At 56.4% G+C, this 13,149-nt stretch carries 11 protein-coding genes; 1 reads left to right on the top strand and 10 read right to left on the bottom strand.

The genetic code is table 11. The features are described 5' to 3' along the window. Window positions 1-35: 35 nt before the first annotated feature. On the bottom strand, window positions 36-1,040 hold the full coding sequence (fbp, locus tag RZ35_RS00920) for a class 1 fructose-bisphosphatase (RefSeq protein WP_026741610.1): 1,005 nt from the start codon (window positions 1,038-1,040) through the stop codon (window positions 36-38). 167 nt (window positions 1,041-1,207) lie between these two features. Between fbp and mpl the strand changes: the two genes are divergently transcribed. Next, on the top strand, window positions 1,208-2,581 hold the full coding sequence (gene mpl / locus RZ35_RS00915) for a UDP-N-acetylmuramate:L-alanyl-gamma-D-glutamyl-meso-diaminopimelate ligase (RefSeq protein WP_026741609.1): 1,374 nt from the start codon (window positions 1,208-1,210) through the stop codon (window positions 2,579-2,581). A 201-nt stretch (window positions 2,582-2,782) separates the two neighbouring features. Here mpl and RZ35_RS00910 read toward each other — a convergent pair whose 3' ends face one another. From RZ35_RS00910 to amiB, 9 genes are all read right to left on the bottom strand, one after another. Continuing rightward, window positions 2,783-4,081, bottom strand: coding sequence for an adenylosuccinate synthase (locus RZ35_RS00910; RefSeq protein WP_026739010.1), 1,299 nt, complete (start codon window positions 4,079-4,081; stop codon window positions 2,783-2,785). Window positions 4,082-4,181: 100 nt separating this feature from the next. After that, window positions 4,182-4,382 (bottom strand): DUF2065 domain-containing protein, encoded by a 201-nt coding sequence (locus tag RZ35_RS00905; RefSeq protein WP_026739009.1) that lies wholly within the window; start codon window positions 4,380-4,382, stop codon window positions 4,182-4,184. A gap of 112 nt (window positions 4,383-4,494) precedes the next feature. After that, the gene (gene hflC, locus RZ35_RS00900) at window positions 4,495-5,490 is read right to left on the bottom strand and encodes a protease modulator HflC (protein ID WP_026741608.1); all 996 of its coding nucleotides are present in this window, start codon (window positions 5,488-5,490) and stop codon (window positions 4,495-4,497) included. Between the two features lie 3 nt (window positions 5,491-5,493). Next, window positions 5,494-6,741 carry an FtsH protease activity modulator HflK gene (hflK, locus tag RZ35_RS00895; RefSeq protein ID WP_026741607.1) on the bottom strand — a complete coding sequence of 416 codons (1,248 nt, stop codon included), beginning with the start codon at window positions 6,739-6,741 and terminating at the stop codon, window positions 5,494-5,496. A gap of 61 nt (window positions 6,742-6,802) precedes the next feature. Then, window positions 6,803-8,089 (bottom strand): ribosome rescue GTPase HflX, encoded by a 1,287-nt coding sequence (gene hflX, locus RZ35_RS00890; RefSeq protein WP_026741606.1) that lies wholly within the window; start codon window positions 8,087-8,089, stop codon window positions 6,803-6,805. 89 nt (window positions 8,090-8,178) lie between these two features. Next, window positions 8,179-8,478 (bottom strand): RNA chaperone Hfq, encoded by a 300-nt coding sequence (gene hfq, locus RZ35_RS00885; RefSeq protein WP_026739005.1) that lies wholly within the window; start codon window positions 8,476-8,478, stop codon window positions 8,179-8,181. Between the two features lie 110 nt (window positions 8,479-8,588). Continuing rightward, window positions 8,589-9,530 carry a tRNA (adenosine(37)-N6)-dimethylallyltransferase MiaA gene (gene miaA, locus RZ35_RS00880; RefSeq protein WP_026741605.1) on the bottom strand — a complete coding sequence of 314 codons (942 nt, stop codon included), beginning with the start codon at window positions 9,528-9,530 and terminating at the stop codon, window positions 8,589-8,591. Next, window positions 9,523-11,415: a DNA mismatch repair endonuclease MutL gene (mutL, locus tag RZ35_RS00875; RefSeq protein ID WP_026741604.1), complete on the bottom strand. Its 1,893-nt coding sequence runs from the start codon at window positions 11,413-11,415 to the stop codon at window positions 9,523-9,525. The genes miaA and mutL overlap by 8 nt, the downstream gene beginning before the upstream one ends. A 31-nt stretch (window positions 11,416-11,446) precedes the next feature. Next, entirely contained in the window at window positions 11,447-13,144 is a 1,698-nt protein-coding gene (gene amiB, locus RZ35_RS00870) for an N-acetylmuramoyl-L-alanine amidase AmiB (RefSeq protein WP_026741603.1), read from the bottom strand. Between the last annotated feature and the right edge of the window lie 5 nt (window positions 13,145-13,149).

The following is a 13,149-nucleotide window of genomic DNA, read 5'->3' as shown; positions in this document are numbered from 1 at the left end:
TCGAACGCGCCACACTTGTCTGAAGACGTCCCTCGTTAATCGTCGGGATATTCGCGCAGGAAGCGCTCGACGTCGTTCACCATCGACTCAGTCCCCACAAAGAACGGAGCGCGTTCATGCAGTTTCTGCGGCTGGATATCCAGAATACGGCGATGTCCATCGCTGGCTTTGCCGCCCGCCTGCTCCGCTAGCAGCGCCATCGGGTTGCATTCGTACAGCAGACGCAGCTTGCCCTGCGGATAACTGGCCGTACTCGGGTAGAGATAAATCCCCCCTTTCAGCAAGTTACGGTGGAAGTCCGCCACCAGCGATCCGATATAACGTGACGTATAAGGCCGCATCGTGGCCTCATCCTGCTCCTGACAGTATTTGATGTACTTTTTTACGCCCTGCGGGAACTTAATGTAGTTGCCTTCGTTGATGGAGTAGGTGTTTCCCATCTCGGGGAAGCGAACTCGCTCATGCGACAGGCAAAAAACGCCCAATGAGGGATCATAGGTAAAGGCATGAACCCCGTGACCGGTGGAGTAGACCAGCATGGTCGAGGAGCCGTAGACAATGTAGCCGGCGGCGACCTGCTTGCTGCCAGGCTGAAGGAAATCAGCCTCGGTCACCGGAGAACCCAGCGGAGTAATGCGTCGGTAGATAGAAAAAATGGTGCCGACTGAAACGTTTACGTCGATGTTGGAAGAGCCGTCCAGCGGGTCCATCAACACGACATACTTTGCATTTTCGGACCGCTCACCTTCAAAGATGACGATTTCGTCTTCTTCTTCGGAAGCGATGCCGGCGACTTCACCACGCGCTTTGAGCGCCGCCTTCAACTTTTCATTAGCGTACAGATCCAACTTCATCTGTACTTCGCCCTGCACATTGGAAACACCACTGGTGCCTAAAATATCCACCAGACCCGCTTTATTAATGTCGCGGTGAATGATTTTCGCGCCCAGCTTGATTGCAGACAGCAACGCGGTGAGTTCACCCGTGGCATGTGAGAAATCGTGCTGTTTTTCGACGATGAATTCGCCTAACGTTTTCATAACACTATTCCATAGTCAGCAGATGAAAAGCGGTCTAATTATGTACCGCCAACGTTTGCGTTTGCAGTGTAGCCCAAAGAGAAAGCGAGCACATAGTCAAATCCATTTCTTGAGAACTATCCGTAGCGTTAGAATAAGTCAGACTTTTGTAGATAGTTGGGAAACGTATGCGCATTCATATATTAGGTATCTGCGGCACCTTCATGGGAGGGCTAGCGCTGCTGGCCCGCTCGCTGGGACATCAGGTGACTGGCTCAGATGCCAACGTCTATCCCCCCATGAGTACACTACTGGAAGAACAGGGGATCACCCTGATTGAGGGATACGATCCTTCGCAGCTGGAGCCTCAACCCGACCTGGTTATTATTGGTAACGCAATGTCCCGCGGCAATCCCTGCGTCGAAGCCGTGCTTGAGCGGAACATACCTTATGTCTCCGGGCCGCAATGGCTCCACGACTACGTGTTGCGCGAGCGCTGGGTGATTGCCGTCGCGGGAACCCACGGCAAAACCACGACCGCCGGGATGGTGACCTGGATACTGGAAGCCTGCGGCTACAATCCCGGCTTCGTCATTGGCGGCGTGCCCGGTAACTTCGACGTCTCTGCGCGATTGGGCGATAGCCCGTTCTTCGTCGTGGAAGCCGACGAATATGATTGCGCCTTCTTCGACAAACGTTCCAAGTTCGTTCATTACTGTCCACGAACCCTGATTCTGAATAACCTCGAATTCGATCATGCCGACATCTTTGACGATCTAAAGGCGATTCAGAAACAGTTCCACCATCTCGTGCGGTTGGTGCCGGGAACGGGTCGAATCCTTGTTCCCTGCAACGATCAGCCGCTTAAACAAGTCATGGCGATGGGATGCTGGAGCGAACAGGAACTGGTCGGGGACGACGGCATCTGGAAGGCGAAGAAGAGCGTGCCGGACTCCAGCATTTTTCAGGTTTATCTGAACGATGAATTGGTCGGTGAAGTCGAGTGGAGCCTGGTTGGCGAACACAACATGCATAATGGCCTGATGGCGATCGCCGCCGCCCGCCATGTCGGCGTTCCGCCGGCGGAAGCCTGCCGCGCGCTGGGCCACTTCATCAATGCGCGTCGCCGCCTGGAACAACGCGGCACCGCGAACGGCATTACCGTTTACGATGATTTCGCGCATCACCCGACGGCGATACTGGCCACGCTGGCGGCTCTACGCAGCAAAGTCGGCGGCACGGCGAGGATCCTGGCCGTACTGGAACCCCGCTCCAACACCATGAAGCTGGGACATTGCAAAACCGAGTTGGCTCCGTCGCTGGGTCGCGCGGATGAAGTCTTCCTGTTCCAGCCGCAGCATATCTCCTGGCAGGTCGCAGAAGTGGCGGAAGCTTGTGTGCAGCCAACGCACTGGAGTGCGGATATCGATACGCTAGTGGATATGGTCGCCAAGACCGCACAGCCCGGTGACCATGTCTTGGTCATGAGCAACGGCGGATTCGGCAATATTCATGAAAAACTGCTGGAAACGTTTCAGAAACAGGAACAGGCAAAGAGCTGATGGTCTGGTGGTCTGGTGGTCTGGTGGTCTGGTGGTCTGGTGGTCTGGTGGTCTAATGGCCTGATGGCCTGATGGCCTGATGGTCTGACCGCCGAGGGGAACAACACTCCCCTTTCTCTTCCAACGCATTATCTGCCGGTCGGCATAAAAGAAAAAGGACGGGAATATCCCGTCCTTTCGTCGTTTGAGCACCCGGTTACATTAGGCGTCAAACGGGTCGCGCAACACGATAGTCTCTTCGCGATCCGGCCCCGTTGAGATGATGTCCACCGGCACGCCGGTCACTTCTTCTACACGTTTGATATAGTCCAGCGCCGCCTTAGGCAGGCCTGCGCGGTCTTTCACGCCGAAGGTAGACTCGGACCAGCCCGGCAGCGATTCGTAAATCGGCTCGATGCCATCCCAGTCTTCGGCCGCCAGCGGCGTGACGTCAACTTCACGACCATCCGGCAGGCGGTAGCCTACGCAGATCTTCACTTCCTTCAGACCGTCCAGCACGTCCAGCTTGGTCATGCAAAAGCCGGACAAGGAGTTGATCTGTACCGCGCGACGCACGGCGACCGCATCCAGCCAGCCTGTGCGTCGACGACGACCGGTGGTCGCACCAAACTCGTTGCCTTTCTCACACAAGAAGTCACCCACGTCGTCAAACAGCTCGGTCGGGAACGGACCGGCACCTACGCGGGTGGAGTAGGCCTTGACGATGCCGAGGACGTAGTCAACGTAGCGCGGACCCAGGCCTGAGCCGGTCGCCACGCCACCTGCGGTGGTATTGGAAGAGGTAACATACGGGTAGGTGCCGTGGTCGATATCCAGCAGAGTCCCCTGCGCCCCTTCAAACATCACCAAATCGCCACGTCGGCGGGCTTTGTCCAGCAGATCGGAAACATCCACAACCAGAGAGGTCAGGATATCCGCCATCGCCAGCACGTCGTCCAACGTCTTCTGATAGTCGACAGGTTCGACTTTGTAGTAGTGCACCAGCTGGAAGTTGTGATAGTCGATGATTTCTTTCAGTTTGACGGCGAAGCTTTCTTTATCAAACAGGTCGCCTACTCGCAGGCCGCGACGGGCCACTTTATCTTCGTAGGCAGGACCGATGCCGCGACCGGTCGTACCGATGGCCTTGGCGCCGCGCGCTTTCTCGCGAGCGTTATCCAAGGCAACGTGGTACGGCAAAATCAACGGGCAGGCTTCGGACAGCAGCAAACGCTCGCGTACTGGCACGCCGCGCGCTTCAAGTTCCGTCATTTCTTTCATGAATGCATCAGGCGCCAGCACCACACCGTTACCGATGATGCTGACCACGTTTTCGCGGAGGATGCCTGAAGGAATCAAATGGAGGACGGTTTTTTCACCGTTAATAACCAGGGTATGGCCAGCATTGTGACCACCTTGATAGCGCACCACATATTTAGCGCGTTCAGTCAGCAGGTCGACGACCTTGCCTTTACCTTCGTCACCCCATTGGGTGCCCAGTACGACAACGTTCTTACCCATCTCACAATCACCAGTGTTGCTTAAAAAAAGATTCTAACATCTCATTTGTATGCTTTCAGTACTTTTTAGCACACGTTTGCGCAGAAAACTGTCGTCAATTTTAGCCTTCCATGCGGCTACGCAACATGTAGTAGATCACAAGGCCTGCGACCACTATGCCGCCCCCAAAGCGGCGTAAAACCGCATCCGGCAATTGTGCGATACCGAGGATCATGCGTCGCCAAATACGGGGAAACAGCAGCGGCCCCAGCCCTTCAAAAATCAACACCAACCCCAAGGCCAGCCAGACAGATACACTCATAAAAAACTCCAGACACAAAAAAGCCCGCGTCGGGCGCTGACCGTGCGGCAGGAAAACTACCACAGACAACACACAACGCGGGCTGCGTATTAGCTAACCAGCGGAACGAAAATTAGCGTGCCGGCACCGTCTTCTCAGGTGACTTCATGTAACGGAAGAAGTCGCTGTCCGGGCTTAACACCAGGACGTCCTGATTACCGCTGTTGAAGCTGTTTTCATAGGCACGCAGGCTACGGATAAAGGCATAGAAGTCCGGATCCTGGCTGAACGCATTGGCGAACAGTTTCGCAGACTCGGCATCGCCTTCACCGCGCGTCATACGGCCTTCGCGCTCCGCTTCCGCCAGTGTACGCGTCACTTCATAATCCGCAGTGGCTTTCAGCTTCTCAGCCTGTTCCTGTCCCTGTGAACGGTGACGACGAGCAACGGCTTCACGTTCGGCGCGCATACGTTGGTAGATCGCATCCGACACTTCCGTCGGCAGGTTGATCTGTTTGATACGCACGTCGATCACCTGGATCCCCAAAGCGGCCATGCTGTTCGGATTCACCTTCGGCAACTCGCCGCTGGTTTCCTGCTCTACACGCGCGGCGGCGGAGGCGATGGCGTTATCGGCTTCAGTGGTCTCGCCGGTGCCGGTGTTCAACGCGTCACGAACGTCCATCATCAGTTGACCACGAGAGTCCGTCACGATGCCTTTCACATCCTGACGTCCGATCTCGGAACGCAGACGGTCGTTGAATTTGCGTTTCAGCAGCACCTCGGCTTGGGAGATGTCGCCACCGCCGGTCGCCAGATAGTAACGGCTGAAATCGCTGATACGCCATTTGATGTAAGAGTCGACAATCAGGTCTTTCTGCTCTTTGGTGATAAAGCGATCGGCCTGGTTTTCCATGGTCTGAATACGGGCATCCAGCGTCTTCACAGATTCAAGGACCGGGATCTTGACGTGCAAACCCGGCTCATAAATGAGCGGCTTGTTCTCATCGTCGCGCAGGNCTTTGCCGAAGCGCATGACGATCCCGCGCTGCCCTTCCTGTACGACAAACAGTGAAGCGTAGATCACCAGAAGCACCAGGATCAGAATAAATAGTACTGACTTACGCATTGATTATTCTCTCCCTACTCGAGTGATCTCATCCCGCTGGGCGTTCGCCCGGCGCTGATCCATGATGTTGCCGTTGATGCTGCTGCGCGAAGAGCTGTAGTTGCTGCTCGAACTGTTGTTAGACGAGGTCGAGGAATTACGCAGCGGCGCAACCGTATTGGTCGGATTGCCGCCTGTATTGTTCTGACCACGCAGCATCTGTTCCAACGGCAGAACCATCAGGTTACCGCCTTTGTCATTTACCAACACCTTGCGGGTGCTGCTCAACACGCGTTCCATGGTTTCGATGTAGAGACGTTCACGAGTAATCTCAGGCGCGGCCTTATACTCCGGCAACNCGCGAGCAAAACGAGCCACTTCACCTTGCGCTTCCAGAACGGTACGCGTCTTGTAGGCGCGAGCCTCTTCCAGAATACGCTGAGCCTGGCCGTTCGCACGCGGCTGAACTTCATTGGCATAGGCTTCCGCTTCACGGATGTACTGCTGTTCGTTCTCGCGCGCGGCAATCGCATCGTCGAATGCGGCTTTCACTTCTTCCGGCGGACGAGCTGCCTGGAAGTTGACGTCCAGCAGCGTGATTCCCATGTTGTAGGGACGAACAGTTTCTTCAAGTACGCGTTGGGTGTCGGTACGCACGATGGTACGGCCTTCAGTCAGTATCTTGTCCATCGTGTATTTGCCGATCACGCCGCGCAGCGCGCTGTCGGTCGCCTGACGCAGACTATCGTCCGCGTTGGTTACGCTGAACAGATACTGCTCCGGCTGTGTGACGCGGTACTGAACGTTCATTTCAACGCGGATCACGTTCTCATCCGACGTCAACATCACGCCGGACGTCGCCAGTTCGCGAACAGATTCGACGTTGACCGCTCGTACGTCATCAATAAACGTGGGTTTCCAGTTCAGGCCAGGGCTGACCAGATGGCTGAATTTGCCGAAACGGGTGACAACGCCGCGCTCAGCTTCTTTGATAGTATAAAAACCGCTCGCCGCCCAGATAACCACGGCGATGGCGGCCACCACGCCTAAAATACGGCCGCCGGAGCCGAAACCGCTGCCGCCGGAGCTTGAGTTTTTTCCACCGCCCAGCTCACCGAGTTTTTTGCTCAGTTTGCGGAAGATGTCGTCAAGATCCGGTGGCCCCTTATCTCGACCACCTTTGTTGTTTCCGCCAGAGTTGCCGCTATTTTTATTGCTGCTCCCCCACGGGTCGCGGTCCTGTCCGTTATTACCGGGCTGATTCCACGCCATGTTTAGCTCCATTCATTATGATAGGTGTTCTTCGGGGTCAAATATCCCAGAGTTCATCAGACTAAACTTCAACGATATAGTCTTCTAATTGCTGCTCCTGCTTACAGAGACGACGCCAGTCGACGATAGGCATTCTAATCACCAGCCCCACGCTGCCGTCTTCTTCTATCCATTCTTTTTCTATTGCCTGAAGCTGGTAAANGCGGCTGCGCAGACGCCCCTCCTGCGGAGGCAACTGCAGGGAGTACTGTGCGATCTCCCCAGACAACCGTTCGGTCAATGCCTGGAACAGCAGAGGTATTCCTTCGCCGGTTTGCGCCGACAGCCAGACTCTGACCGGTTGATGCTCTGCATTGCGATCGATGCGCGGAGCGAAATTGTCCAGCGCATCAATTTTATTCATGACGAGCAGCGTCGGGATATCATCGGCTTCGATTTCCGTCAGTACCTCGTTAACCGCCTCAATATTTTCGTCCATGCGAGGATCGGCCGCATCAACGATATGAAGCAACAGCGATGCCTGGCGAGTTTCCTGCAGCGTGGCTTTAAATGCCGCGACCAGATCGTGAGGCAGCTCGCGAATAAAACCGACGGTATCCGCCAACACGGTATCACCGACGTCAGGCACATCGATCCGACGAAGCGTGGGATCCAGCGTGGCGAATAGCTGATCGGCAGCATACACGTCCGCCGCCGTCATCTGATTAAACAACGTGGATTTACCGGCGTTGGTATACCCCACCAGCGACACCGTAGGCACTTCCGCGCGCGTACGTGCGCGTCTTCCCTGTTCACGCTGTTTCTCAACACGGACAAGGCGCGACAAAATCAAACTAATGCGGTTACGCAGCAGACGACGGTCGGTTTCCAGCTGAGTTTCACCGGGACCTCGCAACCCTATCCCGCCCTTTTGGCGTTCAAGATGAGTCCAGCCGCGCACCAAACGCGTGGNCAGATGGCGCAACTGCGCCAGCTCAACCTGCAGTTTCCCTTCATGGGTGCGGGCGCGCTGGGCGAAAATATCAAGAATCAATCCGGTCCGGTCAATGACCCGGCATTCGCACAGGCGCTCGAGATTACGCTCCTGTGCGGGTGATAAAGCGTGATTGAACAGCACGACGAAAGCGTCGGTTTCTTTAACCGCCTTGGCGATCTCTTCTGCTTTACCCTCGCCGACAAAATACTTGGGATGAGGCGCTTTGCGACTGCCGGTGATCACCTGTAGCGATTCGATTCCGGCAGAAGACACCAGAGATTCGAACTCCAGCAGATCTTCAGTATCTTTCTCTTGGGAAAAGTGAATATGAACTAGTATGGCCCGTTCACCGGCTTCATAACGGTCAAACAACCGAACAACCTCTCAAACAAANAAATGCAGCCACAAACGGGGAAANGACACTATGTCCTTCCCCCGCTGAGGTAAATCGGTAATAACTCTTATTCAGCGTCATCGCTTTCCTGAGGCTGCGACTGCTGATTAGTCGTGTTATTACCATGATAGTTATTCGCGCCAGGATTATTACTGTGATGAGACACCGGACGAGACGGAACCACCGTAGAGATAGCGTGCTTGTAAACCATCTGGCTAACCGTGTTTTTCAGCAAAATAACAAACTGATCAAACGACTCAATCTGGCCCTGCAACTTAATGCCATTTACCAGATAAATAGAAACTGGAACACGTTCACGACGCAAAGCATTCAAGAACGGATCTTGCAAAGATTGCCCCTTAGCCATTCTATATTTTCCTTATTTGCTTGTTGTTTGTAACAAAGAACCCTGTGGCTCTAAAATAGCGGTATAAAAATTTGTGCCGAGAATCAGCCAATTGTACACAATCGTCCAACCTATGCACTAACAACCTGCATGACCTTACCCAACGCATCCTGCGGCTCATCGCTATCAAGCCAGCACACATTGTCCCACCCGCGTAACCAGGTTATTTGCCGTTTTGCCAGCTGTCGGGTAGCGCAGATCCCACGATAAACCATCTCGTCGTAATCTATTTCACCGGACAAGTAGGACCACATTTGGCGGTAACCGACGCAGCGGATGGAAGGCAAACCTGGATGCAGATCGGCACGAGCGAACAGCGCGCGTGCTTCCGACTCAAAACCTGCCTGCAACATCTGTTGAAACCGTAGTGCAATACGCTCATGCAATAATTCGCGCGACGCGGGAGCGATGGCGAACTGGTGCACGTGGTAAGGCAGCGCTTCACCCGATGTTTTTGTCAGTTCGGTTAAAGTGTTACCTGAAACGGAAAAAACTTCCAGTGCCCGCGACAGTCTCTGCGGATCATTTGGATGAATCCGAGTGGCCGCGATGGGATCTATCTCTCGCAGTTCATTATGCAACGCTTCCCAGCCTTCTCGCTGCGCACGCGCCTCTATTTCCCGTCGCACTTCCGGATCCGCGGGCGGCAAGGGCGAAAGCCCTTCAAGCAGCGCCTTGAAGTACAGCATCGTTCCCCCCACCAGCACAGGGATTCGACCAGCGGCGGTGATCTCCGCCATCTCCTTCAGCGCATCTCGGCGAAAATCAGCGGCCGAATAGGCGTCAGCCGGATCGAGGATATCGATCAATCTGTGCGGCGCTTGCGACAACTCTTCAGCGGTAGGCTTGGCGGTGCCGACATCCATGCCCCGGTAAATCAATGCGGAATCCACGCTGATCAACTCAACGGGGAGGGATTGCCGTAACGCCATGGCTAACGCCGTCTTTCCGGAAGCCGTCGGTCCCATAATGAAAATGGCCGGCGGGTACTGCGTTGTTTCACGTTCAGTCATGCTTTAAAGCCTTGATGGCGGACTCAATATCCATCACATAAAGAAACTCTGATGGCGGAACTTTGACCCGCTCAGGACAGAGACGTTCAATATCCGCTAACAGTTGCACCGCTTGGGCCTGAGTCCAGCTCTCATGCTCGCTGTACAACCGCCGCGCTATCCACGCCGCTACCTCATCAGAATCTGACTGAGGGCAATCAGCGAGATAGCCTAACAGGTCAGAGATCAAGTTTTGTAAATTTTGTTGTCTCAAAGGTAAAGGTACCGCGCGCAGTGTGGCGCGCTGCTGCTCAACCACGATATNAATACCAAACTGGGCGAGCCGTTCTTGACTCTCCGTCACCGCCGCGCGCTCTTTACTTCCCAGCGTTAGACGTTGGGGGATCAGCAACGGCTGTGGCCGTAACCCCTCCTCGCCGGGCGTCATCTGCGCCTGACGGACATAGCGCTCGGCAACGGGCAGAGACAGCAGGGCCAATCCCTGCTGATACTCCACCAGCGCATAGCAGGGCGGATAGACGGTCAACACTCTGCCTAATCCCTCTGACCGACTGACCAGCGGAACCTCGCCCTGTGCGGTCTGCGCGATGTTGGCGCGGGAAGGCGCTGCGGGGACCGGCGACTCGTCGCCTGAAGGTATCGACCGCTCGGAGGCAGGCTGTAGCAGTTTTTGATACAGCTCGCCCTGTTTGCGCTGATACCCCGCTCCGTGAGGATACGAGGCGGGCGGGCGCTCCTGTGCTTTGCCGCCGGAAGTCGGCATTCGTGCCGGCGGCTCGGTTTGCGCAGGTCGAGCAAAGTGGTTCTCGCCGGCCGCGGTGCGGTTTTCCTGCTGCCAGACCGGCGTCGGCGTCTCGCCCTGGGGGGGAACCGCCTGCGCGGGCGCAGCCGCCTGCTGGAGTACGGTCATCACCGCCTGATAGATGAAGTCGTGCACCAGTCGGGCCTGATGGAATCTGACCTCGTGCTTGGCCGGATGTACGTTGACATCCACATGGTGCGGGTCAACTTCCAAATAGAGGACATACGCAGGCTGCTGATCGCTGCGCAGCTGATCCTGATAGGCCTGTCGGATGGCGTGGTTAATCAGCCTGTCCCGCATCATCCGCTGATTCACGTAGCAATACTGCAGCTCCGGCAACTGCTGAGACCCCGTCGGGTCGGCCACCCAGCCGCGGATCTTCAGGTCGCCATGTTCCCAGGATACGGCCAATGCATGCTGAATAAACGCCGTACCGCAGATGCTGCCCAGACGCCGCTCATGCTGTGTTGGATCGGTCACCGCCCGGTATTGCCGCACCAGCTTGCCGTTATGGTGGAGATTAAACGCCACATCGAAGCGAGCTAGCGCGATACGCCGGACCACCTCGTCGATGTGCATAAATTCGGTTTTTTCGGTGCGCAGGAATTTGCGACGCGCGGGCGTGTTGTAGAACAGGTCCAGCACTTCCAGCGTCGTGCCGACCGGATGCGCGGCCGGTTTCACCGTGACCGCCATGTCCCGTCCTTCGGCATACGCCTGCCAGGCTTCATTTTGATCGCGGGTGCGAGACGTCAGCGTCAGGCGGGAAACCGAACTGATACTCGCCAGCGCCTCGCCGCGAAAGCCCAGACTCATGATGGCTTCCAAATCGTCGAGCGTCGCGATTTTACTGGTGGCATGACGCGCCAGCGCCAGCGTCAAATCTGTCTTGCCGATCCCGCTGCCGTTGTCACGAATACGAATAAGCCGGCTGCCGCCGCGTTCGATGTCGATATCAATGCGCGTCGCTCCCGCATCCAGNCTGTTTTCCACCAGCTCCTTGACCACGGACGCAGGCCGTTCCACTACCTCGCCAGCGGCGATTTGGTTAGCCAGTTGGGGGGGTAGAACCAGAATCGGCATCTTATCTCCTTGGTTTGCTGCAATGTCGGCCTCAGGTGGCAGGGATAACCAGCGTCTGTCCTAACTGTACCGTCTGCGATGGCAGCTTGTTTGCCTGCTGGAGCGCTTTCATACTGACATCGTAACGGTCTGCAATCGAACTCAGACTATCACCGCGCACCACCTTATGCGTCACCCTCTTCGCCGTGGTGGCTCTCTGGATTGCCGGGGCGGTTCGTGTCTGTGCGACCTGCGATGCGACGCCCCCCGGAATCCTCAGTCTCTGCCCTACCCACACAACGTCTTTTTTCAGGTTATTCGCATCGCGTATCGTCGACATACTCACACCGTAACGCGACGCAATCCCCGACAGCGTTTCACCTTTCCCCACGGTATGCCGCGTTGCGGAGCCGACAGGCGCCGCGCCGTTGGAAACCACCGGTTTGGAGACCGGCAAAATGGCAGGCCGTTTGTCATGTTTGGGCGCATTCTGCAACGGATGCGTCTCGAAATAGCCGCGTAGCCCCAGATAGAGCGCTTTTGCGATACGCTCCTGATAGTCGCTGCTGCCCAAAAGACGCTCTTCGCCAGGATTGGAAATAAACCCGGTTTCGACCAGTAACGACGGAATATCCGGCGAGCGCAGCACGCCGAGGCTGGCATGTTCGGGGTGGACTTTGTGCAGGCTGCCGACGCGTTGCAGTTCTCGCAGCACCTTGACCGCCACGTCGTAGCCGACGCGCTGCGAATGCCCGAACTGTAGGTCCAGCACCGCCTGACTCAGGTAAGGATCGGCGTTGTTGTTCGCCAGCAGGTCGCCCGCGCCCCCCAGCAGCTCAGACTGCTTCTCGTGCTGTTCAAGCCAGTTCGCCATTTCGCTATTGGCCCTGCGGTTAGACAGAACCCACACCGACGCGCCCGTTGCGCCGCGGTTGGGCGCCGCGTCCGCATGGAGAGAAACCAGCAGATTGGCCCCCTGCTTACGCGCCACGTCGGAACGCCCCATCACGGAAATAAAGTAGTCGCCGTCACGCGTCAGTACCGGTTTAAACACCGGGTCCTTGTTCAGCAGGTCGCGCAGCTTACGCGCGATGCCGATGGTCACATTTTTTTCCTGCAATCCGCCGGGACCGATGGCGCCGGGATCCTGGCCGCCGTGTCCGGCGTCAATCGCCACCACGATCTCATCGCCGGTAGAGGTCGGACGGCGTGCGGACGCGCGAGACGGAGTCGTCGAAGCGGTACTGGTCACCACCGTTGGCTTATTGTCGAATGGACTTTGCGGCGGCTCGGCCGGCTTGACCGGTCGCGTGGTTACGCGGGCTTCCGTCGTCGATGTCCGGTTGGCTGCGCGCTGCGGCTGTTCGGCGCTCACCGTGAAAACCACGGTGTAGGTGTCGCCGTGCCTCGTCGTCGTCGCACGCGTTTTGGCAGGCTTCGTCAGTTCAAGTACCAGACGCAGGCTTTGCGCGTCTTTCGCTTCGCTGGTCCGAATGCGATCGATCAGATTGCTACCGCTGAATGCGAGCGGCAGCCCTTTGATTACCCCGGTCTCCCGGATGTCGATCACGACCCGATCGGGATTGCTGAGCGGGAAAAATGCGTAGATCGGTTGCCCGCTGAAACTCAGGGTCACCTTTGCCAGCCCCGAAGCGTTATCGACCTGAACATCTGAGAGATTCGCCGCCCAAAGCGGCCAGGACAGGAAGAGGACAACACCCAATAAAGCCTTCATCAACCGCACGATCATCACGT

It is taken from the genome of Lonsdalea quercina subsp. quercina (assembly GCF_000688655.1).
In the GTDB taxonomy this organism is placed as follows: Bacteria; Pseudomonadota; Gammaproteobacteria; order Enterobacterales; family Enterobacteriaceae; genus Lonsdalea; species Lonsdalea quercina.
This window is presented reverse-complemented; position numbering and strand designations above follow the sequence as displayed.